The sequence below is a fragment of the Salicibibacter cibi genome, assembly GCF_016495865.1.
In the GTDB taxonomy this organism is placed as follows: Bacteria; Bacillota; Bacilli; order Bacillales; family Marinococcaceae; genus Salicibibacter; species Salicibibacter cibi.
The window spans coordinates 820,032-843,751 of record NZ_CP054706.1 but is presented as its reverse complement, the minus strand read 5'-3'; the positions used below and the strand labels follow the sequence as shown (position 1 = coordinate 843,751).

General features: G+C 45.4%; 27 protein-coding genes. 9 read left to right on the top strand and 18 right to left on the bottom strand.

Annotated features, from left to right (window positions below; translation table 11 throughout):
* Positions 1-515: 515 nt before the first annotated feature.
* Together HUG20_RS04130 and acpS are read right to left on the bottom strand one after the other, a co-directional pair.
* The gene (locus tag HUG20_RS04130; RefSeq protein ID WP_200088410.1) at positions 516-1,553 is read right to left on the bottom strand and encodes a LolA family protein; all 1,038 of its coding nucleotides are present in this window, start codon (positions 1,551-1,553) and stop codon (positions 516-518) included.
* 680 nt (positions 1,554-2,233) lie between these two features.
* Complete coding sequence (acpS, locus tag HUG20_RS04125; RefSeq protein WP_200088408.1) at positions 2,234-2,596, bottom strand: holo-ACP synthase; 363 nt, start codon at positions 2,594-2,596, stop codon at positions 2,234-2,236.
* Positions 2,597-2,698: 102 nt separating this feature from the next.
* On the opposite strand from acpS, the gene HUG20_RS04120 reads away from it, so the two are divergent.
* Complete coding sequence (locus HUG20_RS04120) at positions 2,699-3,478, top strand: rhomboid family intramembrane serine protease (RefSeq protein WP_200088406.1); 780 nt, start codon at positions 2,699-2,701, stop codon at positions 3,476-3,478.
* 150 nt (positions 3,479-3,628) lie between these two features.
* Positions 3,629-4,951: a S8 family peptidase gene (locus tag HUG20_RS04115; protein ID WP_200088404.1), complete on the top strand. Its 1,323-nt coding sequence runs from the start codon at positions 3,629-3,631 to the stop codon at positions 4,949-4,951.
* A gap of 34 nt (positions 4,952-4,985) precedes the next feature.
* Here the strand turns inward: HUG20_RS04115 and HUG20_RS04110 are convergent, their stop codons facing one another.
* Entirely contained in the window at positions 4,986-6,254 is a 1,269-nt protein-coding gene (locus tag HUG20_RS04110) for a hypothetical protein (RefSeq protein WP_200088402.1), read from the bottom strand.
* Entirely contained in the window at positions 6,217-6,783 is a 567-nt protein-coding gene (locus HUG20_RS04105; RefSeq protein WP_200088400.1) for an RNA polymerase sigma factor SigX, read from the bottom strand. The genes HUG20_RS04110 and HUG20_RS04105 overlap by 38 nt, the downstream gene beginning before the upstream one ends.
* A 213-nt stretch (positions 6,784-6,996) precedes the next feature.
* Between HUG20_RS04105 and HUG20_RS04100 the strand changes: the two genes are divergently transcribed.
* The 3 genes from HUG20_RS04100 to trhA all read left to right on the top strand — a co-directional run bounded on the left by HUG20_RS04100 (position 6,997) and on the right by trhA (position 9,455).
* Entirely contained in the window at positions 6,997-7,629 is a 633-nt protein-coding gene (locus HUG20_RS04100; protein WP_200088398.1) for a GerMN domain-containing protein, read from the top strand.
* Between the two features lie 199 nt (positions 7,630-7,828).
* Positions 7,829-8,413 (top strand): cell wall hydrolase, encoded by a 585-nt coding sequence (locus HUG20_RS04095; RefSeq protein WP_200088396.1) that lies wholly within the window; start codon positions 7,829-7,831, stop codon positions 8,411-8,413.
* 394 nt (positions 8,414-8,807) lie between these two features.
* Positions 8,808-9,455: a PAQR family membrane homeostasis protein TrhA gene (gene trhA / locus HUG20_RS04090; protein WP_200088395.1), complete on the top strand. Its 648-nt coding sequence runs from the start codon at positions 8,808-8,810 to the stop codon at positions 9,453-9,455.
* 59 nt (positions 9,456-9,514) lie between these two features.
* Here trhA and HUG20_RS04085 read toward each other — a convergent pair whose 3' ends face one another.
* From HUG20_RS04085 to HUG20_RS04075, 3 genes are all read right to left on the bottom strand, one after another.
* On the bottom strand, positions 9,515-10,348 hold the full coding sequence (locus tag HUG20_RS04085) for a CAP domain-containing protein (RefSeq protein WP_246476532.1): 834 nt from the start codon (positions 10,346-10,348) through the stop codon (positions 9,515-9,517).
* Between the two features lie 238 nt (positions 10,349-10,586).
* The gene (locus HUG20_RS04080; protein WP_200088393.1) at positions 10,587-10,724 is read right to left on the bottom strand and encodes a hypothetical protein; all 138 of its coding nucleotides are present in this window, start codon (positions 10,722-10,724) and stop codon (positions 10,587-10,589) included.
* Between the two features lie 104 nt (positions 10,725-10,828).
* Complete coding sequence (locus HUG20_RS04075) at positions 10,829-11,479, bottom strand: TVP38/TMEM64 family protein (protein ID WP_200088391.1); 651 nt, start codon at positions 11,477-11,479, stop codon at positions 10,829-10,831.
* A 100-nt stretch (positions 11,480-11,579) separates the two neighbouring features.
* Here HUG20_RS04075 and HUG20_RS04070 point away from each other — a divergent pair, with 100 nt between their 5' ends.
* On the top strand, positions 11,580-12,455 hold the full coding sequence (locus HUG20_RS04070; RefSeq protein ID WP_200088389.1) for a Cof-type HAD-IIB family hydrolase: 876 nt from the start codon (positions 11,580-11,582) through the stop codon (positions 12,453-12,455).
* A gap of 84 nt (positions 12,456-12,539) precedes the next feature.
* Here HUG20_RS04070 and HUG20_RS04065 read toward each other — a convergent pair whose 3' ends face one another.
* From HUG20_RS04065 to HUG20_RS19075, 6 genes are all read right to left on the bottom strand, one after another.
* Entirely contained in the window at positions 12,540-13,808 is a 1,269-nt protein-coding gene (locus HUG20_RS04065; RefSeq protein WP_200088387.1) for an NCS2 family permease, read from the bottom strand.
* Positions 13,809-13,893: 85 nt separating this feature from the next.
* Positions 13,894-14,076, bottom strand: coding sequence for an SE1832 family protein (locus HUG20_RS04060; RefSeq protein ID WP_200088385.1), 183 nt, complete (start codon positions 14,074-14,076; stop codon positions 13,894-13,896).
* Between the two features lie 678 nt (positions 14,077-14,754).
* Entirely contained in the window at positions 14,755-16,110 is a 1,356-nt protein-coding gene (locus HUG20_RS04055) for a peptidoglycan-binding domain-containing protein (RefSeq protein WP_200088383.1), read from the bottom strand.
* A gap of 242 nt (positions 16,111-16,352) precedes the next feature.
* Positions 16,353-16,886, bottom strand: coding sequence for a GNAT family N-acetyltransferase (locus HUG20_RS04050; protein WP_200088375.1), 534 nt, complete (start codon positions 16,884-16,886; stop codon positions 16,353-16,355).
* A 24-nt stretch (positions 16,887-16,910) separates the two neighbouring features.
* On the bottom strand, positions 16,911-17,894 hold the full coding sequence (locus HUG20_RS04045) for a M20 family metallo-hydrolase (protein WP_246476531.1): 984 nt from the start codon (positions 17,892-17,894) through the stop codon (positions 16,911-16,913).
* 14 nt (positions 17,895-17,908) lie between these two features.
* Positions 17,909-18,133, bottom strand: a complete 225-nt coding sequence (locus HUG20_RS19075) for a hypothetical protein (RefSeq protein ID WP_246476530.1) — start codon at positions 18,131-18,133, stop codon at positions 17,909-17,911.
* A 120-nt stretch (positions 18,134-18,253) separates the two neighbouring features.
* Here HUG20_RS19075 and HUG20_RS04040 point away from each other — a divergent pair, with 120 nt between their 5' ends.
* A complete protein-coding gene (locus HUG20_RS04040) occupies positions 18,254-19,612 on the top strand; it encodes a DHA2 family efflux MFS transporter permease subunit (protein WP_200088373.1) in 1,359 nt (452 codons plus the stop codon).
* Between the two features lie 224 nt (positions 19,613-19,836).
* On the opposite strand, the gene HUG20_RS04035 is transcribed toward HUG20_RS04040, so the two are convergent.
* The 5 genes from HUG20_RS04035 to HUG20_RS04015 form a co-directional block, all read right to left on the bottom strand.
* The gene (locus HUG20_RS04035; RefSeq protein ID WP_200088371.1) at positions 19,837-20,034 is read right to left on the bottom strand and encodes a YwbE family protein; all 198 of its coding nucleotides are present in this window, start codon (positions 20,032-20,034) and stop codon (positions 19,837-19,839) included.
* Entirely contained in the window at positions 20,031-20,939 is a 909-nt protein-coding gene (locus HUG20_RS04030; RefSeq protein WP_246476529.1) for a DMT family transporter, read from the bottom strand. The genes HUG20_RS04035 and HUG20_RS04030 overlap by 4 nt, the downstream gene beginning before the upstream one ends.
* A 111-nt stretch (positions 20,940-21,050) precedes the next feature.
* On the bottom strand, positions 21,051-21,326 hold the full coding sequence (locus HUG20_RS04025) for an HU family DNA-binding protein (protein ID WP_200088367.1): 276 nt from the start codon (positions 21,324-21,326) through the stop codon (positions 21,051-21,053).
* A 95-nt stretch (positions 21,327-21,421) separates the two neighbouring features.
* Complete coding sequence (locus tag HUG20_RS04020) at positions 21,422-22,213, bottom strand: SDR family NAD(P)-dependent oxidoreductase (RefSeq protein ID WP_200088365.1); 792 nt, start codon at positions 22,211-22,213, stop codon at positions 21,422-21,424.
* A 143-nt stretch (positions 22,214-22,356) separates the two neighbouring features.
* Positions 22,357-22,947 carry a TetR/AcrR family transcriptional regulator gene (locus HUG20_RS04015; protein WP_200088362.1) on the bottom strand — a complete coding sequence of 197 codons (591 nt, stop codon included), beginning with the start codon at positions 22,945-22,947 and terminating at the stop codon, positions 22,357-22,359.
* 105 nt (positions 22,948-23,052) lie between these two features.
* Here HUG20_RS04015 and HUG20_RS04010 point away from each other — a divergent pair, with 105 nt between their 5' ends.
* Positions 23,053-23,394, top strand: a complete 342-nt coding sequence (locus HUG20_RS04010; protein ID WP_200088360.1) for a DMT family transporter — start codon at positions 23,053-23,055, stop codon at positions 23,392-23,394.
* Positions 23,391-23,708, top strand: coding sequence for a DMT family transporter (locus HUG20_RS04005; RefSeq protein ID WP_200088358.1), 318 nt, complete (start codon positions 23,391-23,393; stop codon positions 23,706-23,708). Before HUG20_RS04010 ends, HUG20_RS04005 begins: the two co-directional genes overlap by 4 nt.
* The last annotated feature ends 12 nt before the right edge of the window (positions 23,709-23,720 follow it).

The following is a 23,720-nucleotide window of genomic DNA, read 5'->3' as shown; positions in this document are numbered from 1 at the left end:
TTCAGTTTCCGATACGGAATTGAAATTTTCGGACGCAATAATGGAAACAATGTCCGCAACTCATGGAATTTCTCCCACGTGACATATCCTTTTCGACTCCGACTGCTTAACATTTTCCGCCAATACTTGACGGTTGCTTCGTAGACTTTAACAAGGGATTGAAAATTCCCAGCTACGCCGCCGTACTTCACACTAATGCATTTGGGTCTGCATCTCCGACTGCGGGTCTCTCGATTCTCCGCATCTCCTTGAGACACCACCTCACGATGCCCTAGATTAGTCTTCACCAGTTGTATCAGCACTCTGGTGGAAGGACTTTCAGCTTCGAGATCACATACTTTCCAGGATTTTCAGAACCGTGTTTACCCAAAGTAACGTGTCCCAATCCTTTAACAGTATGTTGAGTGTAGTTCCCTACACTAGGTGCGACTGCCCGTCGCACAAAAAAGACCCAGAAAATACTCTGGGTCTGGCCCGATTATATTACGGGACTATTTATTTTCGTTCATGCCGGGTTATTTTGCCGATGTAGATGTCATGGATTCAGCGACGGCGGACATTTCTTCAGACTCCATCGAATCGGAAGCAATGATAAACTCAATCCCGTCACTCGTCCAGGTCAGCGTCTCCTCTGACATGACACCTACCACATCCCCCAACACTTCAGGCTCTCCATAACCCAATTCCGTTGGCGATGTTCCGGAAGCGGCAGAAATGCTTGCCGGCTGTTGGATAATAGTAAACGGTTGGTCCCCCTCATAGGTTAAAATCACACGTTTCCCTACATCTGTCTCAACTTCTTCACTTTCTGCCAACTCTGTATTCGCCGGTTCATGGGATGGCATAAGCACGTCGAAGGTTGTTTCATCCTCTTCTTCCTCTTCAACCGCCGCCGGTTCTTCCCCTTCTTCCTCGCTCTCCATATTGGCATCCATATCGAATGCTTCCCTTTCCAATGTTTCGTTGAGCGTGAACGATTCGAAGACGACTTCCACTAGGGTATTATAATCCTCGTCAAACACTCGAACCGCGTGAGGGGACAAATCATCGCTATTGAGCACAATTTCTTGTTGATGAAGGTTTTGATTTTGATAATTCGTGTTCGTTTCAAATACGTACCGATCTTCTTCCACGGCAAATTCGCGTTCGGTATCTGTTAAAATATCTCCAATTAACGACTCATACAAATAGATTTGGCTGTTATTATTCGGCCAGTCGCTTTGAAACCGAAAACTTTTGTCCAGTGCCGGAGTAAGCAGAAAAACACCTTCATCATTCCGCAGGATCATTTGATTCTGTTCCTCGTCTTCATTTTGCAGTTCCACACGATAGTACCGGTTTTCTTCGTTTTGCATATGCGCAATCTCTACGTCGTATTGCCGTGGCTCTTGTCCTGTTTGCATCGTCATTGTCGCTTCCGTCTGATAACCACTCATCGTCTGTAAAGTCTCATCCAGCTCCTCAATGACTTCTTCTTGTGATTTGTCACCGCAAGCTGCCAGCAATAAGACCGAAGCCAATGTAACCAAAGATAGCCATCTTGCTTTTTTCACCGAATATCTCTCCTTTGCCTCATTTATAACGACAAAGGAGGGTACCTTTTTGAGCAGCTGTTTAAAGATCGATAATGCAAGTGGTGGGGGTGAATTCTCTTAGTGGGTGACATTGCTTTCTCACCATCGCAAGGCCGATCCTATTTTGTCACGGGAAACCGACGTGATGGCACGAAAGCAACTACCGTCTTGCCACAATGGGTATGAGAAAACTAGGCTTTTCACCAAGCTTTTATCGCGAAAAGCCTTAGTTGCACTTATGCAGGTAAGAAAGTTGATTTATACTTTCTTACCTGCCAGGAGATAGCTAAGACTCACGGCCAATATTCCATTTATTACTCCTTATTATCCATCACCCATGATGGCAGCACCCCGCAATCCAAGACATTCAGAGAAACAACATTTTGTCATTTCCGTCCCTTTCCACCTACACGACAGGCCCCTCCTAACCGCAATACATCATATGAGACAACCTAAGCACTTATGCCGGCTCGTCTGCAAGCGAAGCATTAAATGCGGAAAATATAGAGGGGTTTGCACCGATCTATTACAAAACGCTTGAAATGAGTGGCCGTCCATCGTTGCTGCGTAAAAATGACAACGCGCCTAATATATCGTCGTCACCCAATGATTGTGGTGCCCTAATGTGCGCTAATTGCCTTTGGCTGATATAGTCTAACCTACGATTTTTCCAAGATGACTTGCCCGATTGCGTAGTCACGGGAATGAGAAATGGAGGCGTGCACGCGGATCGAATCATCGAGCTTCGGACAAATAAGCAGGGGTGCTCCGCTTTCTGTATGAAAAACCTCCACGTCTTTCCAGTTTATCGCTTCACCGATCCCGCTTCCATTCGCCTTTGCGAATGCCTCTTTAATCGCGAATCTTCCGGTGATAAATTCTATTTTTCGGCGATCGGTCATTTCCTCCAACCTTTTTTGCTCTTCCGCTGTTAAAATTCTTGTTATTAAACGTGATTGTCTTGAAATGACCGCTTCGATTCTTTTACATTCCGCAATATCGATGCCGGTACCTACAATCATTTCTGCTCCTCCTCATGTTCTCTTTCTCATTCGATCATGCCTATCGTCATATGGTAGAATATTAGGAAGCGTCGGAAACAGCTCTTTGGAAAGGGTGGTCTAATGTTCGTCCGTAATGAATCATTTTATTCATTTACGCGTAATTATCCGGTTATTACGACATTGCTCAGCATACATTTAATTTTGTTTCTCGTTGTAACACTCGGTCAGTGGGGGATATTTCCTCCCGGTCTTTTTGTTGAATATTACTTCGTCGGTTTTAACGCCGCGATCTTCGCCGGTGAGTGGTGGCGGCTGTTTACACCGATTCTTTTGCATCTGGGGTTGCAACATGTGTTGTTTAATTCATTTGCCCTTTTTTTGTTCGGACCTGCACTCGAACAAATGTTGGGAAAAGTAAAGTTTGTTGCTTTTTATTTTCTAACGGGGGTTACGGCGAACGTGGCCACGTTTCTGTTGGAGGATCTTTCTTATCGCCATGTTGGTGCTTCCGGCGCGATTTACGGACTACTCGGGTTATATGTTTATATGATGCTGTTTCGAAAAGAGCTAATTGACCCCCAAAGCCGACAAATTGTTACCATTATTCTCTTCATCGGTATTATCATGACGTTTTTAACGCCCGGCATCAATATTTTGGCACACCTTATCGGTGCATTAGCAGGGATGGCCTTTGCTTCGCCGTTCTTAAAAAACGCCCGGCCGTTCATCCCTTATCAACGGTTCAGGCCGCCGAAGGATGGCGATGGTTCACCTCAATTTGATCCTACCCGCTGGAACAAACAACGAAAGCCTCGAATCAATGGCTCGTTGATCGCTAACACATTGGGGATCATCTTCATTATTCTCGTCATTGCAGGTGTTTTGGCAAACCTCTTTTAGTTAGAACATCTAATAAGCGGGCAAATTCCCGCCGATGCCAAGCATAAACAAATCAATCATTTTTGTCTCTCTCTAAACAAAAACCGCCCCGGTGCTGGTACGACAAGCATAGTGTGCTTGTAACACCAGCAAAGAAAAGGGGCTTTTTCTATGTTTCATTTGTCTACCGTAAAGATTGCCCGTGCATATGGACCTTTGATAGATACTCATCTTAGGCATGCATTGATCGGGGCAATCAGACCGTTACGATTCACCCCGTGTTTTCTGCAAAATATGACAGATCACTGGATTCGCAGCACAAAAGCTTTTCCCGTCCTCGTTAAATTCAAGCGTGGTTCAGACTGTTATCAAAACGGGAGCGCCGTATTCCAATATATTGCGAAGAAGCATGTTCGTTGCAAAGTGAAGCAATCGTTTCCGCGTTTTTCATGCCAAAGCGGCATATTAACAGCTCAAGCACTCGAAAAACTATGTAATAATTGCGATGATATCGAAAAAATCTATTTAAATCGTTCTGTAAGCGCATTGCTCAATACCGCTACAAAGACAACACGTTCCGCCCTTTTGCAAGAAAGCGATCTCACCGGTGAAGGGTCAACAATCGCCATCCTTGACACCGGCGTGCATCCGAGTCAAGATTTCACCGAACCGGAAAATCGAATTGTAGCTTTTAAAGATTTCATCAACGATCGTACCGAACCATACGATGATAACGGCCACGGCACACATTGCGCAGGGGACGCGGCCGGGAATGGGTATCTATCCGACGGGAAATACGTAGCCCCGGCGCCGAATGCGAATATTGCGGGTGTTAAAGTGCTTAACAGATCAGGAGCCGGTCCATTATCAAACATCATTGCCGGTATTGATTGGTGCCTGGAAAATAAAGAAGAATACAATATTGATATTCTATCTCTTTCCTTGGGAAGCCCGGCCTCTGAACCTGCCGATGATGATCCGGTTGTGGAGGCAGTGAACGAAGCCTGGAACGAAGGGATGGTCGTTGTTGCTGCCGCCGGGAATGAAGGGTCGAGTTCCGGCACTATTTCTTCTCCTGGCATTAGTCCACAGATTATTACCGTAGGTGCCCTCGACGATCAAAACACTCCGGAGCGCGCCGATGATACGGTTGCCGGTTTTTCCAGCCGCGGACCAACGATCGATGGAGAAACGAAACCGGACATCCTTGCGCCGGGCGTCGATGTTGTTGCCGTTCGATCTCCGCGTTCATTTCTCGATAAAGTAACAAAATCCAGCAGGGTCGATAATCATTACACTGCCATGTCCGGTACATCGATGGCCACACCGATCGTTGCCGGCATTTGTGCTCAACTGTTGGAATTAAACAGTGACTGGGAACCGGACGACATCAAAACAAGATTGCTCGAAGGAGCAGAAGATATGGGGCTTGACGAAAACACACAAGGCGCAGGCTCCGTAAATGCAATGGAAAGCGCATCGGATTTTGTATAGGTCCTCTGCCGGAAGCCCCCACGGGTTTCCGGCATTAATTTGCTATTTCTCCGATATAGTTTGGAGAGGCGGGCGGATCGATGGTTTCGCTTAAATCATACGGTCCGATCTGTTCGATTTCGTCCATATCCCCATCAAATTCGACATCATGATAGCCAAAATCAGCGGCCGTCAATAAAACGCCTTCGACAAACATCAATAATTGTGTTTCATCATTTTCGCTCCATTCATCCAGACCGGAATATGATAACAAAACACTTTCTTCGTCACGTTCATCCACGTTGTCCAGTTCAACATAGGGAGGGATCACCGACTCGACATATTCATTTTCTTCCGTTTCCATCCGCTGTAACGTTTCTTCCAGGTTCTCATCGGAGGCATCTTCCATATCCAAGCTTTGCCCGGTTACAAGATAAGCATTTCCTTCACCGGCCTGAAAAACATAGTATCCAGCGGATGCTTCGAAGTCAGCATCTTCCTGTTGGAACCAATCCTCCCATTCGGACGGCCAAGGTTGCTCTATATCGAAGCGGGCAATTTCCTCTAATCCTTCACGGATTTTCACATCTTCCTGCTCCTGTTCTTCAATGTCCAGTAACGGAGACGCTTGCAACCCAAGTGCATTCGGATCTATACGATCGAGCATCTCGTCGGCGCCGTTCTCCTCTGCATCTCCGGAATGATCAACGGTAATGGGCACGATCGTTTCATTGTCGGGAGCTAAAAATGGCAAAGCAAGGAGTTGTTGTTCGTTTTGAGAAGCCGCAGACCGGTAATCAACGTCAGCATATACTTCATCCATTTCCACTACCCTTCGATCAATGGAATCCTCTTCTATATTTTCCTCTTCCGTGTCTTCCTCTTGCTCACCTTCCTCTCCATTGCTATCGACCGGAGGTTGTACGTCTTCTTCTCGAACCCCTTCTTGTATTTCTTCTCCATCTTCTTCAATGACGGTCTCTTCCTGTTCATCCTGCTCGTCTTCCATATCTTCTTCGGCGTCTCCATCCTCTTCATCCATTGCAGAGCTATCTTCTTCACGTTCCGTTGTTGGCTCAGTGCCGAATTCTCCTTGGGAGGATGGGGAAGGGCCCTGGGAGACAACAATCACCGTCAATACGACGACGGCAGCTGACGACAGTCCCCATACAACCGGCTTTCTGAATCGACGAACCGGCTGCTTGCGTTCGTTCATTTTCAGCTGGATATTGCGATAAATCTCCTCTTTGCTGCGTGTATCTTTGATTCCATCAAGCGCCTTTAAATTACGTTCGATTTCGTCTTCGCGATGATTGCGTCTCAAGGTTTCCCTCCTCCCTTTCATCTGTGTTCAAAGTCTTTCTAAGCTGTTGAATGGCCCTGTGTTGGGTTGTTTTAACCTTGCTCTCGGACCACCCTAACGATTCGGCTGTCTCCTTAACGGATAATGACTGGATAAAACGAAGAATCAGCACTTGACGATGAGCGAGTGAACAAGTGCCAAGGGCTTCATAAACGACCTGAACTTCAGCCTTCTTCACCGCAATTTCTTCAGGCAAAGGATCAGGATCGTGGGTGTCAATTTTTTCGTTCGACACGATTGTCCCAAACCATTTTCTTTTTTGTCGGTTTTCTTTTCGAATATAATCAATCGCCAAATGTTTCGCTATTGAAAATAACCATGTTTTTTCATTACTCTTTCCATCAAAATTTTCGTACGATCCCAAAACTTTTATATAGACGTCTTGCACAAGTTCTTCGGCTACATTTCGATCCCGTATCATGTAATAAATAAATTGATATATGGATTGGTGATATTCTTCATAAAGACGGTCAAACGTACGATCAGCCACTTCCGTTCCCCCTAACAGTCGTTTTTTAGCCGGAAGCGTTACAATTTTTCATATTGTTTATCATCATTTTTTGACATTCAAAATTAGCAGTCTACGCCATTATAGCACGGATTCATCGTCCTGCTAGAGCCTCATTAAAGTTTTGACAAACAAGAGGGGGTTTCTTAAACTAAAGTGGCTACATTTTAGTTGTACTGGGGAGGAGAATAAAAAATGAAACGACCAATCATCTTTGTTGTTACCGCTGCTATGGCGATGACAGTCGGCGCATGCAACAATGCAGATGACGATTCAGCAAGCGACAATGATCAGGAACTGCCTGCTGAAACGGATGAGGAAACAGATGATTCGGAAAATGAAACAGAAGAAGAAGGAACCGCAGAAGATGACATAGAAGAGGAAAATGAAGACGGCACAGCCACGGAAGAAGTCGATTTTCTTTTCTATGATGAAGAAGCGTTGAACATGTATCGGGAAACTCGAACAGTGACTGCTGCATCCACGGAAGAATTGCCCGCTTCCGCAGTGGAAGAATGGTTGAGCGGGCCGGAAAATGACGAATTGACATCCCTCACCGATGAGGGCGTGGACGTTCAATACGTAGATGATCAAGATAGCATTGCACACATATCATTCTCTCCGGAAATCACCGATGCCAATTTCGGTTCTTCTGCGGAAACAGCCTTCTTAGACCAAGTAGCGCACATTATGGCTCAGTTTGGATATGACTCAACCCAATTTCTTCTCGACGGAGAAATACAGGAATCACTATTCGGACACATTGATACTTCGGAGCCTTACACTCCGGATGATAGTTTGGATACTTATGATGAAATAAATGAATAAAAATCGGTATTATGCCGGTTTTTTTTGCTGTTTAATGTTACAAGCCTTTGTAACGCAAATGTTAAAAATATAGGTCTTTCCTATTGAAACAACCTTTCTTTTGTCATTTTGTGTAATTGGGATTCATTACCTGATGCAATAGTCCTCGTTCCTTGTTACCTTAATATTGCACATATTGATAGAGGAGGTACATAAATCTATGAAACGATTAAAATTGGCGGCTTTGCCGCTCGCCGCATTTTTTGCTTTTACAAGCGTATCGGAGGCCAATGCCGATACGCACGAAGTCAACGAGGGAGAATCGCTTTGGTCGATCGGATTAGACCATGGCGTTGCTACCGAGGACATTAAAGAAACAAACGGAAAATCCGAAGATGCCGTCTCTCCGGGAGAACAACTGGACATTCCAGAATCCGTTTCAGCCGAAGAAGAAGCGCTTCTCGCCCGTATCATTCAGGCTGAGGCAAATGGGGAGCCTTATGATGGAAAAGTAGGCGTTGGAACCGTTGTGCTTAACCGCGTGGCTGCGGATAACTTTCCGGATTCCATCCATGAGGTTGTCTATGAAGTTGAAAGCGGGAGTTACCAGTTTAGCCCTGTCCTTGACGGAACGATCGATCAGCCGGCTGACGAAGAATCGAAACGAGCCGCTCGCGAAGCGATCGTCTTTGACGGGCAAGGACAAGGGTCCACTTACTTCTACAATCCTGCAGAAGCATCAAACCATTGGAATGCCACAAGAGATGAGACAATTTCAATCGGGGATCACGTCTTTGCACGTTAAATGTTATACTTGGAACCGAGAATCGGGGATGTAATATCGTCCCCGGTTTTTTTATCTTGAAAAAAACAGGGTCAACACTAAAATCAATGGTTGATATTCGTGATTAAATATGGTAGCACCATTAGCGAGCGAAGGAAAAACTCGTAGACTCCTGTGGGAAAGCGCAGGGCGAAGACCCCGCAGGAAAAAAGCGAACGTCTTTTTTTCCGAGGAGGCTGAGCTCGCCTTTTCGCGTTAAACATTTATTCATTCTATTGTAGTTAGGAAAATCGGGTACGGGAGCATTTCCCGCTCCTATGTGCCCTGTTGTTTTCCGTACCATCTCATCCTTTTCACATTCGTCTTATCTTTCGTTATAATAAGGACAGAACTGAAAAAAGGGAGGACGCGGATTTTGCTTGATCATTCCAAAATTTTTACCAAAAAAGAAGAGATAGCAAACGCCGTCACCCATGGGATCGGAAGCCTTCTAAGCATCGCGGCACTTGTGCTGTTAATTGCATACGCAACACACATCGGCACCCCTTTACACATCGTCAGTGTTTCCATTTTCGGTGCCACAATGTTATTGCTCTATGTATGCTCTACGTTGGTACATAGTTTTCCGAAAGGGAAAGCCAAAAACCTATTTGAAATACTCGACCATTCTTCGATCTACTTGTTTATTGCCGGAACGTATACTCCTTTCCTTTTTCATGTACTGGAAGGAGCTATAAGTTGGACATTGTTTTTCGTCATATGGGGGCTGGCAATCACAGGGATTGTATTTAAAGTCTTTTTTGTTAGGCGCTTCCGGGTGTTGTCTACGCTCGTTTATATTGGAATGGGCTGGATGATCGTTATTGCGTGGGGACCCCTTGCCGCTGTAGTTCCAACGGGAGGATTAGTGTTACTCGCCATCGGTGGTGTGTTCTACACGACAGGCGCATTTTTTTATCTATGGGGCCGCTTTCCTTATCATCACGCCATTTGGCACGTATTTGTCATTGCCGGTTCCGCTGCCCACTTTTTCGCGATCCTTTTTTATGTTATTCCCCTTTAAATCTCCATAAAAACAACAGGGGAACTCCATGGAGTTCCCCTGTTTCATGGCATGTTTTCCTATTCGGTTATGAACATTTGCGTCCAATAATCGCCGTAGCTGCCACCTGCAACATGGCCGATACCGATGTGTGTAAAGTCTTCATTAAGAATATTGTCGCGGTGCCCATCCGAATTCATCCAACCTTCAACGACCTGTTCAGGGGATTGCTGGCCGGCGGCAATATTTTCACCTGCACCCATATAATCAATGCCGAACTCATCCATCATATCAAATGGCGATCCGTAATTCGGGCTGTCGTGGGAAAAATAATCGCTGTCGCGCATATCTTCAGATTTTACACGGGCTACATCGGAAAGATCGCTGTGCGCTTCCAACGGCTGAAGACCTTGATCTTCTCTTTCTTCATTCGTCAAGCGAACAACTTCTTGCTCAAATTCACTTTCCGTTTCGAAGTTTTGATCATTATTTTGCTCATTGTCTTGTTCATCAACTTGACCGTCGCCATGTTCTTGCTCGTCGTCATTTCCTTCTTCTTCATTGTTTTCTTCCGACTGCTCTTGCTCCGGTTGTTCTTCTTCAGACGGTTCTTCTTCCGGTTGGCCCTCTTCTTTCTCATTCTCTTCATCAGTTTCATCTGCAGGTTTGTCTTGGTCTTCTTGCTCTTCATCTACGTCTTCCGGGGATTGAAGATCGAGCTCCTCACTAATGACTTCGAACTTATCTTCTACCGTATCCCAATCTTCGCCGGAGACGTTAAAGCTTCCGGCATAACCGAAAACGGCTATCGATCTATGATCATCTCCCTCTATGTATCTGACATCCTCTTCCTCTGCCATCGCTCCCGCCGGAACGAGTAAAAAAGCTGATAATGCTAATAAATATTTTTTCATGCATAAGCACCTCCTGTACGCATTATGGCAACGCAAAACGCCCATGAAAAGGGGAGGGAAGATTATACCATGGTCCAAATGTTGGCACCGATAGAAAGATTGCGAAAGATATTTACAGGAGCTTTTCGAAGATTTCAAGACAATGAAAATAAGACTACATTTCATTAAAAACAATATCGATCGTGTTAAAAAAATAAGCACCGGCTTCATTCATAAGCCAGCGCTCATATGTCAAGTTTTAAATATCTCCTTCTTCACCCATGTCGTCGCCTTCTTCAGGCATACCGGGATCATCATCCATATCTCCATTACACGCTGCGAGCATTCCTACCGCGAATACAACGGAAAGCAAAGAATACAACCATTTCTTGTTCATGTTGGTGCCCTCCTTTTTGTAACTCAATAATCTATATCCATTTTAGCAAAAAGATATGCGTTCAACTCCGCTTTTCGAGATTTTTTTACAATAACACGATTTTTTTATATATTGCAGGCACGTCGTTTGACAACATAATAATAGAGCAAACCGGCAATAAGCAAAACCAACGCAATCCCAAAAATGAGCAGCAATACTTCCGTATCCCCGGCGGCAACACTACTCCCCATTAAGGTAAAAGCCATGGCCCCTGGCAAAATGCCGATTGCTGTCGCTGTAATATATTTAAGAAAAGGTGTCTGCGCGAATCCGCAAACATAACTGATCAGATCAAAGCTGAGCATCGGGATGAGTCGTAAAAATAACACATAGTAAAACCCATAGCGCAACAGCTGGTTTCTAAATTCGAGCAACCTCCCGCCCTGCATCTTTTTTTCGATCCAACGGCCCCCGAGATACTGCGCCATAAAATAGCCCAAAGCAGCAGCAAAGAGCGAACCGATGATGGTGAGTACCACTCCGCCCCACAGGCCAAAAAGCAGCCCGCCGACAAAACCAACAACGGAAGCCGGAGCAAAAAAGACGGGGCGCAATCCGCTGAGAAGAAGAAATAACAGTGGCGCAAAAATCCCAAATCCTTCTATATAATCACGAAGACGTGCCGGACTCCAGGCATCGCCGACTTGCGAGGCCAAATAAACGATCACGATCACAGCAATGCCGACGAAGATCCCTTTTACCTTTCCCTTGTCCATACAAAACCGTCCTTTTTCACTCTCAATAACATTTCCTTTTCTTCCAACCCGGACTGTTGTAGAATAATAATGGTATCCTCAGATAAAGTAGGTGGTAACGGTGAAGTTAGTAGCGATCGACATGGACGGAACATTATTACATACAGAGAAAGAGATCAGTGATCGCACGGTTTCCGCGGTTCAGCATTTACAACGTCAGGGACACGCCTTCATCATAGCAACCGGCCGCACCTTGCAAGACGCAAAAAACATTGTCACAACCGCCGGCATCCCGGCCGACGGTTATATTTGCGCAAACGGTGCAATGATCGCCGACCACAAAAGCCATATTTTGACGGAAAAACACCTTGGCCTTCACGTTGCCACCGATATTGCATCCTGGCTGCACGAACGGCATTTTTATTTTCATCTGGCTACGTCCGCAGGGCTTTATACGGCGGACGACACCTACCAGTTCTTTTTGGATGATCTTAACGCGTATGCCCACGAAAAAAACGACGGCGGGAAAATGGCAGCCATCATACGGGATCAGGCCGATCGCCAGCTCAATAATATGGGGGTTAAGATGCTTCCGGCCCCCGAAGATATCCCAAGTTATGATTTTACCGCTTATAAATTTCTCGTTTTATCCCTATTCCCTCAAAAATTACAAACCATTCGCGCCGCTTGGAAATCAAATCCGAGCATTGCACTGACATCTTCGGGCAGGGACAACATTGAACTCATGCCTTTTGATGCCGAGAAAGGCAGCGGATTGACGTTTATGGCAAAGAAGCTGGGCATCGCTCCCGAAAACACGATCGCGATCGGCGATAATTATAATGATTTATCCATGTTTGAAACAGCCGGTCTCAGCATCGCAATGGGCAACGCAGAAACAGACGTAAAACAATACGCCGATATGGAAACTGCCGACAATGATGAAGATGGCGTGGCAAAAGCAATTGAAACATACATTTTGGGTACCCCGCAATAATGTTCGTCTATTGGTTTATGCGCTCGGCACGTTTGCTATGCCCGAACCTCTCATCCGTTCACGTGATCGAATGTTTCTTTTCTCCTATATAACCAATAGAACATAATTACAAATAAACAACAACGCGATCACATATTGATAAGGGTGCACTTCACTTCGACGGCCCGTCGCCCATTTTAAAAGCGGATAGAGAATAAAACCGGCGGCCAATCCATCGATAATCGAGTAGGTGAGCGGAATGAGAATCGCCGTTAACCCAGCGGGAAACCATTCTGTAAAATCCCCCGGGATATCGCGCAATTTTTCCGCCATCGACATACCGACGATCATTAAAATCGGCGCGATCGCCGCCTCCGGAATAGCAGAAATAAACGGCATTACCGCGAAGCTTGTCAAGAAAAGAAAACCGGCGGTCACAGCGGTCAATCCTGTTTTTCCCCCTTCGGCGACTCCGGCCGCGCTCTCGACGACTAGCACCGTTGGCGAAGTGCCAAACAAACCGCTGACCCCAGCGTTGATCGCGCTTGTTTTATACACCTTACTGACGTCTTTATTGTATGGGACGAGTCCGTGCACAAGCCCTAACGTGTCAAAAAGAACCAGCAGCGTTAATGAAAAAACAGCCATCCAAAATGGGGCGTGCAATAGCCCGCCAAAATCAGCTGCGCTAAAAATCCCAAGGTATCCGCCCAAATCCGGTGGCTCACTCTCCGGTTCTCCGCCGAATCCGGTTATATAAATGACCGCTGTTGTTAACAAAAGACCGATCACAAACGCGCCTCTTACTTTTTTTACATAAAGAATTAAGATAAGCAATAAGCCAAAAATCGTAAATGCGAGTGATGGAGAATCAATCGGAGCGAGGCTGATTAACGTTTCAGCGTCCGCTACAATTACTTCGCCCATTTGTAAACCAATCATTACAAGCAACAAGCCAATCCCCGCGCTGATGCTGTATTTTAACGATGCCGGCACAGCATCGGACAGCCTGGCTGCGAGCGGCGTAAACGTGGCAACCATGAGGAGCACACCTGACACAATGACAACGGCAAGCCCCATTTGCCAGCTTAAGTCATATCCTTGGACGAGCGTATACACAAAAAAAGCGTTAATCCCCATCCCCGGCGCGAGCGCTAGAGGCACATTCGCATATAATCCCATTAGCAAACTGCCAATGACAGTGACAAGGACCGTCGCGATCATGGCATATTGAAAAGGAATGCCGCTGTCAGCTAAAATCGTTGGATTGACGATAATGATGTGCGCCGCTGCAAAAAAGATCGTTATGCCGGCGACCAATTCTTGTTTGATCGTTGTATCATGTTCCCGTAGTTGAAATAGCTTTTGCAGCATCAGCATTCTCTCCAGTCTTCCGCGCAAAAAATACGAGCTCCCTTCATCAAAAGGGAACCCATGAGCATGAACAAAATTACTTAGGTTATTGTTTCGATTCTTTTAACTGTTGACGAACACGACTGATCTCTTCCTCCAATTGACGGAGCTGACGCACCACTGGGCGTACATTCCCGCCAATGGATTCCATTTTTTCCACGTCACCTTGAATACGAACATAATCCGATTTTAATAGCTTTAATTCATCTTCCAATTCTTTCACTGTCATGATTAAGTGCCCTCCGTTTTGCTTTGCCTTTAACGTAACATCTTCGGCCAAGAAGGGCAAATGGCAGACAAAAAGGGGCAGTGCTGACGAATGACCGATGTGGAGACATCCGACCCCAAAGCGTAAAAAGCCCTTCGGCATGTGCCTCATATCAGATTAGCTCTCGAGATTGAGCTTTGAAGACTCTTTGTGTTGCACGGAAGATATATGAGTCCTCAGGATTGAGTTTAGCGGACTCTATTCGCTGATTGGGAGTCATTTGAGTCCTCAGATTTAGGTTTAGTGGACTCTTATCGATGCTTCGGAGCCACACGAGTCCGCAGATTTAGGTTTAGTGGACTCTTATCGATGCTTCGGAGCCACACGAGTCCGTAGATTTAGGTTTAGTGGACTCTTATCGATGCCTCGGAGCCACATGAGTCCGCGAGTGCAACAAAACACGATAAGTTCATCATCATTTTCTTCTTTCCATGGGTTTCGCAACGGGGCATTCATTCCCATTTTAGGGATTAGGTTGGAGTTTCCGCTAACTTTGACAACACCAACGGAAAATGCTTATGTTCCAGTCTTTTTCCGTTATTCAGCAGTCCCTATGTAGGTAAGAAAGTTGATTTATACTTTCTTACCTACCATAGAAAAATCCCCTGCTATCAGAGTAGCAAGGGATCATATATATTCTTAATCTAGCACGGTAACTTCAACACTTTGACGGCCAAACTGTTCGGCTTCTTCTTGTGTTGGAACATGAAGATCGATACTTTCGCCAGTGATGGCTCCGCCTGTGTCACCTGCAACGGCTTCGCCATATCCTTCAACATGGACAGTGGAGCCAAGTGGGATGACATTAGGGTCAACCGCTACAACGTTTGCGTCACGATCGTTGTTGAGATCAATACCTGTTGCTGTAACGCCGCTACAGCCATCACAATTTGCAGTGTAAGCGGTAGCGTCCATTGTGTACGTTTCGCCTTCCACATCGGAAGAAGTCCCATTACTTTCGGTTCCTACGTCTTCATCTTCTTCTTCTGTAGCTTCTTCCTCTACAGGTTCTTCTTCCGTTGCTTCTTCTTCGGTTCCTTCATCTTCTACTGCGTCTTCTTCTGTTCCTTCTTCTTCGGCAGCTTCTTCTTCTACAGGTTCTTCTTCTGTTCCTTCTTCTTCGGTAGCTTCATCTTCTACTGCGTCTTCTTCTGTTGCTTCTTCATCCTCTGTAGCTTCTTCCTCTACAGGTTCTTCTTCTGTTCCTTCTTCTTCTGCTGCTTCATCTTCTACTGCGTCTTCTTCCGTTGCTTCATCCTCTGTAGCTTCTTCCTCTACAGGTTCTTCTTCTGTTGCTTCATCCTCTGTAGCTTCTTCCTCTACAGGTTCTTCTTCCGTTGCTTCATCCTCTGTAGCTTCTTCCTCTACAGCTTCTTCTTCCGTTGCTTTGTCCTCTGTAGCTTCATCTTCTACAGGTTCTTCTTCCGTTGCTTTGTCTTCAGTGGCCTCATCCTCTGAAGCATCCTCTTCTACTGCTTCGGAGTTTCCGTAGTATAACGCTCCAAACGTTTCAGGGCCGGCCAATCCATCGACTGCAATATCAGCATCGGACTGGAATGATTTAACGGAATCGTGCGTTTCGCCATCAAAATATCCATCTACTGAACCGTTATAATGACCGGAATCCTGTAGCGTTCCTTGCAAATCGGTAACGAGTTCATTTTCGTCACCTTTTCCGAGTACTTTTAGTGCACCGAGCGTTTGCACGCCCGCCAAGCCATCTGCAAGTAATTGCTGGTCTTCTTGATAATTGGTAACAGCATCGGTTGTTGAGTTGTCATAGACACCACTGGCATCATTTTGTTGCAAGTATCCTTCTTCAACGAGTAGGTCCTGCAACTTTTCGACGTGACTATTCTCTATGCCATCGGTAAGTAATTTGTCCCCGAAATCACTCGCATCAGCGGCTATCGGTCCGGCAAAGAAAACAAACCCTGCGGCTACAGCAGACAGACTATAATTTCTTAGCCTGTTTGTCGCTTGTAACTTCAGCACCAATCAACGCCTCCTCTTGGTAATTAATGGGCGAAAGCCTTTCAACCACCCAGAAGCATCCTAACAAGCTATGAAAAAGTAAGCAAGTGGAAATCGCTAATTTAAACCAACTGCAATGGAATTGTAACAGAGGAAATACTAGGTCATATCCCCGTATTTTGTTTGCAACGACTAGAAAAAGAGACTCTTATGAAGTCATCCGAAAATCTATCCTTATTGTGAAAAATTATGTGAAAATCCGCTCACTGGAGCAATAGTTCAACTTCGGCTACATGAAACGTCATCACCCATTCCTTGAGGTCCACGCCATCCACCGTCCATGTATCCAATCGCAAATAATGAGGATTCAGTTTTTCATAAAATGGAAAGGAAGGGTTATCGGCGAGGGCAACAACCTTAAATGTCTTCCACCCTCTCTCGTGAAAGTTCACGAGCACATGTCGCAAGAGCGCGCGGCCGATGCCATGTTGTTGGTTGTTTTTCAGAATGTATATTGCATTTAATTCCCCTTCCGCCGGTTCTTTGTCATCAGCCTGATCGCAGATGGCAAAACCGACAATCTCTGATTGGTCATTGACAGCTACGAGTCCATAGTTAGACTTCCGGGGATATTCAGTAAGAAGGTTTTCCCAATGTTTTTCACGCTCCGACACCTGTAAGCGGCCCAAGAAACTTTGGGGGACGATCCCTTTATAAGTCGTGTGCCAGCTATGCACATGCACATAAGCAATGCCGTATGCATCCCCTTCCTTCATCTCGCGAATCGTATAAGCCATATGGTGAGGCACCTCTTCTTCCCGTTATTTTTCGTCCGCCAACCGCTTAGCTGCCCGGAGCAACACATTCGCCCCTTTTTCAATGTCGGCATCACTCGTATATTCCTCTTCATGATGGCTTTTCCCGTTGGCGCTCGGCACGAAAATCATGCCCGTTTCCGCAATCCGGCTCATATTTTTCGCATCGTGGGAAGCACCGCTGTACAATTGTTCCGCTTCGTATTCAAGCGATGACGTTTCCTCTAAAAGGATGTTTCGGATCCTTTCGGGAAAATGAACCGTTTCCGTTTGCGCATTCGTCTCTAGCGTAAAATCAACATCATACATTTTCGACGTATCGGATATAATTTTGCGAATGGCCATCGGGACTCCTTTTCGCATATGGTCGTCGGGATGGCGCATATCAATGGTAAAGGTAACATCACTTGGAATGACGTTCGGTGCACTTGGCGCGACTTGCAACGTACCGACGGTAATCACCAATTCCTCGACTGATGACGCATACTTGGATAGGGCGGTAACCATGGAAGATGCTGCGACGAGCGCATCTTTACGGCCGGACATGGGGGTTGTTCCCGCGTGATCCGCTTCCCCTTTAACATGCACAGTCAACCAAGCCAAACCTTGAATCCCTTGGACGATGCCAATGCTCTTTTGGCGTTGTTCAAGCACCGGTCCCTGTTCAATATGTAACTCTATGAATGCATGTGCATCCTTTATACGATGAGCCTCTTTCCCTTGGTAACCGGATTCGTGCAATGCCGTTTCAAAGTTTATTCCCTCGGCATCTACCGTTTCATAGACACTTGTTTTCGAGACATCCCCTAGCGCAGCGCCGGAACCGAGCAACGGAGGCATGAAACGTGCCCCTTCTTCATTCGTAAAATTAACAATTACGATCGGACGTTCTGTTTTTATGTCCTTATCATTCAGCGTGCGAATTACTTCCAATGCCGTGAGCACACCGATGACCCCGTCGTATTTTCCTCCATACGGTTGGGTGTCCAAGTGTGATCCGATTACTACGGGGAGAGATCAGGTTTTGTGCCTTCACGCCTGCCGTAGATGTTGCCGAAATCATCGACCGTTACCTGAAGGTCTGCCGTCTCCAGCCATTGAACGAACGTAGCGCGCATTTCCGTGTCTTCCTTTGACAGGGTTAGCCGATATAAACCGCCGTTTTCTGTCGCACCGATCGCAGCACTCGTATTTATCGTTTCCATGAGTCGCTTCAAATTGATCATCATTTCTAGCCTACTCCCTTTCCTATTGGGGATCGTTTCTGAAGCCGTATAAGTTCTATATAATCGCCATTCATTGTTATACTTTTAAGAGTTTACACCAGTCTGATAAAGGAAGTCCTTCCCATGCATTCAAACAAGCGAACAAAAATACAGCGACGTTTGATCGTCGCGATCACCCTTTCCGGTTCTTTCCTATCCGTTCTCATGCAGTTTTTGCTTATTACAGCATTCCCTAGAATCATGGTTGAATTCGACGTGAACGCAAGTGAAGTTCAGGGCTTGACGACGATTTATATGTTAATGATCGCTATCCTGATTCCAATGACGGCATTTTTAATCGATACGTTTAAAACAAGAACATTAATGATGAGTGCGATGTTTTTGTTTTCCATAGGCACATTGTTTGGGTTGCTTGCGCCATCGTTTGAAATGCTAATGGTAGGGCGCATATTTCAAGGAGCCGGGTCCGGCATGTTGATGCCGCTCATGCAAACCTTGCTTTTATTGATTTATCCAAGGGAAAAACGAGGATTTGCGATGGGGATGGCAGGGCTTGTCATTAATGTTGCGCCTGCGATCGGCCCGCCTATATCCGGCGTTATCGTCAACGCTTTCGAGTGGCGTGCGATTTTTTTGTTAACGCTTTTGATTGCTGTGGCTATTATGATTCTTATGTTTCTATTCATGCGTAACGTCACCGAAAGAAGAGATTCAAAGATTGATGTTCTTTCTATCCTATTGTCAACCGTCGGTTTTGGCGGCATTCTTTATGGGTTCAATACAGAAGGAGTCGCTATGATCGGCATCGGGAGCATTACACTGATCTTGTTCGTCATCCGGCAGTTCCGTTTGGAACAGCCAACTCTGGAATTGCGTGTGCTCAAAACGCCTATATTCGCCTTGGTTGCAATGGTTTCCATTCTTTCTTTTAGTTTGTTAATTTCAATTGAAACCATCTTGCCAATGTATGTGCAGAACGTTCAGGAGCACTCTGCATTGTACGCAGGAATCGTGGTATTTCCGGGAGCAATGACCCTCGCAGTTATGTCGCTCCTGGCAGGGAAGCTGTTCGATAAATACGGCGGAAAACGCATGGCCCTGATCGGTTTTATTCTGATCGCGACGTCTACGCTCAGTTATTTTTTCCTGCTTGATGTTCATACATCTCTTGCGTTTGTATCGGTCTTATTCATGTTCGCCATGGGTGGCGTTGCGCTCATTAACATGCCGATTATGACTACGGGCATCAACGCATTGCCGGATGCTTTAGTCGCCCACGGCACGGCGATTATCAATACGGCCCGTCAATTCGGAGGATCGTTAGGTCTTACCTTCATTATCTCATTCATCAGCCGACAAGCTACGGTAGATGACGCCGCAGACGCACTCCACTTTTTGAACGGTGTGTCACATGCTTTTTTTGTCGCTTTTTTGTTTGCGTTTGTAGGCTTGTTGCTCTCTTTCATGCTTAAAAAAGAATAGAGGAATGTGGGTCAACACTAAAACATACGGTTGACAAATAAGTCCCTTAACAAAGTTAAACGTTCTTAAAGTGGAAAAAAGAAGTTCGCTTTTTTCTGCGGGGTCTTCGCCCTGCACTTTCACAGGAGTCTCCGTGTTTTTCCTCCGCTAGGCTAGTGTGATCACCATAATTATCCATTTATATCAACCATAGATTTTGGTGAAGAGCCAGGAATGTTTTTTATTTATGCATTCACTTTTTTCACCCTGCCGACTTGGCCATCCATTAGTCTCACTTTAATGCCATGAGGATGCGTCGGAGCATTTGTTAAAATCTCTTTCACTGTACCACTCGTTCTTTTTCCCGTTCTTTGGTCTTTTTTTAAAACGATTTCGACGTCAGCGCCGGTGTGGATGTTGGCTCGTTTTTGCCCGTCAGTCACTGTTGAACGCCTGCCTTTCTTTTGCTTATTTTATGGGAGTTTCGTGTTACAAGTATAGCAGAGTACAATACCAGTGCGATGCCGATAACTTGCCAGAACATGAGATAATCCCCCAAGAAAAGAACACCGGTGATGACCGCCACAATTGGCTCAACGGTCCCTAAGATGGATGCATTGCTTGCCTCGATATGTTTCAACCCCGTCGTATAAAGCAAATAGCCGAGAACTGTTGAGACGATCGTGAGTAAAAGTGCGGAGATCCAAACATCAGGATAAATAAACGCATCTAATTTCCCCCACGCATCACCCGTCAAAACCATAAAGATTCCGGCATAAAAAAACGTATACGTCGAAATCGTAACCGCGGAATAGCGATCGGCTACCGCCTTGCCGAAAATACTGTAGAGCGCGAAACAAAAGCCTGACAATATTCCCATAACGAACACGTGAAACGGCACCTGCGCTTCCCAAAATGGCAACAATCCGACGACGAAGGCGCAACCAACAATCGCCAAAACCAACGCAAACATTTTCCGGGAAGTAAACGGCTCTTTAAAAAAAAGACGGGACAATACCGTTACAAACAACGGTCCTGTATACAGCAATGTTACCGCCAGTGACAACGAGGATTGCGCAAATACTTCAAAATAAAAATAATTAAAAAAAACCATACTTAAAATTCCGGCTCCGGCAAAGAATAAATGATCACGAAAACGAGTACGCAATTGCGGCCGAAAAAAAAGAAGCATCAATAAAAAAAGAAAAGCGAAGGAAAGGACCGCGCGGATCGCGACGACATCCCAAGCCGTGAATCCCCGCACATAAAGAGGAGCCACAAATATGCCGATCAACCCCCACGCGGCAGCTCCCGACAGCGCGCAAAGGTATGCCTTTGTTTTAGACATTTTCCTCCCTCGATTCATAGAAATAGAAACATCATCATTTACTTTAACATATTTTCATTCATTAAAAAGAAACCGGCCGCTTCTTTTTAATGAAGCGGCCAAAGACTCTCCTTAAACATTCACGGCTTCTTTTAATCGTTTGCCCGGCTTGAATGCGGGCGCGTGGCTTGCCGCAACTTGAATTTCTTCGCCAGTACGCGGGTTGCGAACTTTTCTCGCCTCGCGCTTTCTCGTTTCAAACTGCCCGAAGCCAATCAATTGAACACGCTCTCCCGTTTGCAAATTTTCCGTGATGGCATCAAACGTGGCGTTCACCGCAATTTCCGCCTGTTTTTTTGTGAGGTCGCTTTTTTTGGCAACGACGTTTACCAAATCTGATTTGTTCATGCTTTTTCCTCCCATACGTTTAGGTTAATCATAGTTTGGGAGATCTAGCAGATATTTATACATGTTTTGACGAATTTTACCTGTTACGCAGAGGCTTATTTGGATCCTGTTCGGGACATATTTCTTCTCATCAATGTTGACATAATTCTTAATATTGCTGTTCGGGAAAAGATTCTCGGTGATAATGAAATAAGATAGTTGAGTTTCCCGTCCACGATATAATTTTTTCCTCTGTTCAATGCTTTATAGCTTGTGCGCACCACTTGCCCGGTCGTTCGCATACCGCCCATTGTAATCGTATCGGGGGCTGACTCAAAAAAATCGGTTTTAGTGGTTCCAGGGCAAACCGCCAAGATCCGTATGCCTTTGCCTCTGTATTCCTTATGCAAACTTTCGCTAAAAGATAACACAAAAGCCTTCGTCGCTGCATATACACTCATGTATGGAATAGGCAAAAAGGAAGACGTTGACGCGATATTGATAATCGCCCCCGAACCCTTGCTATCCATATCCGGGAGAAACTTTTGGGTCATGTTCACAACTGCATTCACATTGAGCATGACTTGTTTATGCGTATCCGTCTCGGAGCTATCCAAAAAGTCACCTGTCGTCCCAAAACCGGCATTATTGACTAGCATATCAACGCCGAGATTTTTTTCCGTTACTTTTTCGTATACATACTTAGCAGACCACTCTTCACTTAAGTCTTGGACAATCACGGTTACATCGACGTTGTATCGCTTTTGAAGATCTGTTGCCAACTGATCCAACTTGTTTTTTGAACGGGAAACCAGGATTACATTATATCCTTTTTCCGCAAAAAAATAGGAATACTCTCGGCCGATACCGTTTGACGCCCCAGTGATTAGCACTGTTTTTTTCTGCAACCTGCAACACCTGCCCCGTTTATGTTAGCTTAAGCCTACAATGGTTGGCGGGCGTTTTTCAAGTTACCATAAGGACATTCTCCTGATCTGCCATGTCGGTTGTTTGCTGGCTCCCGTATTCGGGTGCCATGAACCGGAGGCATCTACTGCCCAACAGATATTCCTCTCCAAAATACGCTCCATGATCCTTCAAAACGCACTCGAAACTCTTCTCCCCCATAGATAATGCTTTCCATAAACAAACCGTCCATTAAACAATAAAAGGATGCCCTGAACATAGCGAAAGGTAGATGATGGAGTGCCTCTTCACATTCCGCTCGGTCATAAATCACTTGCAATAGCTGATCGATGGTTTGATCCCCGTGCTGAACTAACGTTTGCAATTCTTTTTCAAGGCCTGTCGGTGGAAATAGCAGCAAGCGTCTATAAATCATCCCTTCGTGTTCCCGAATAATAAAAGATGTACTTTCCTTTAATACTAGATATAATCTTTTTTCTATTTTTTCATCTTTGTGTTTTTCCCAACTGTCCGTCATCACTTCCAGCATCTCACTCAATACTTTTTCAGCCACTGTTAAAAATAATGTCGCTTTTCCGGGAAAATGATTGTACAGCGACGGTTTTTGAATTCCAACCATACCTGAAATTTGGGCGAGCGTCGTCCCTTCATAGCCACGGGTGGCAAATGAAGAAAGTGCCGCACGGATTATTTTTTCTCTCGTATTTGTTGCCATTTTTCCCTCTCCTTTAATACCAATCGATTGCCAAACCCATTATTGCGTGTTAGACTAACTACCGTTAGTTTATAATAATCATACCAAAGATAGAGGTGTTTGCATATGAATGGACGATGGTTTCAGGTTGTCATAGCCGCTGCCTTTGAAGTGGGCTGGGCAACAGGACTCAAATATGCGAATGATTTTACGGCGTGGACGTTAACGGTTATTGCTATTGTTGTTAGCTTCTGGTTGCTCATCAACGCGGCAATGGCACTCCCAACCAGCACCGTCTATGCTATATTTGTCGGTTTGGGATCGATAGGCACCGTCCTTGTCGATATCATCCTTTTCAACGCGCCGATTAATGTTTGGATGCTCTTTTTCGTTGCGTTGCTCCTCGTCGGCGTAATTGGATTGAAGATGGTCACAGGAGAAAAAGAACCAAGGAGGGCTTCTTCATGAGTTGGATTGCGCTTATTGTTGCCGGACTCTTTGAAGTTGTCGGCGTGACCGGTATACAAATGATAACAAAGCGACAAAAATATTTAGGTTTCACCGTTCTTATTGGCGGATTTATCATCAGTCTAAGTTTGCTGTCCATCGCGATGAATGCCATTCCGTTAGGCGTCGCTTACGCGGTATGGACGGGCATTGGCACCGTTGGAAGTGCCCTCGTCGGCATGATTTTTTATAATGAATCAAAGGACCGTCTGCGATTACTTTTCATCGGACTCGTGATTATCGCCGTTGTTGGATTGCGTCTCGTTTCAAATTAATAGCCATCAACA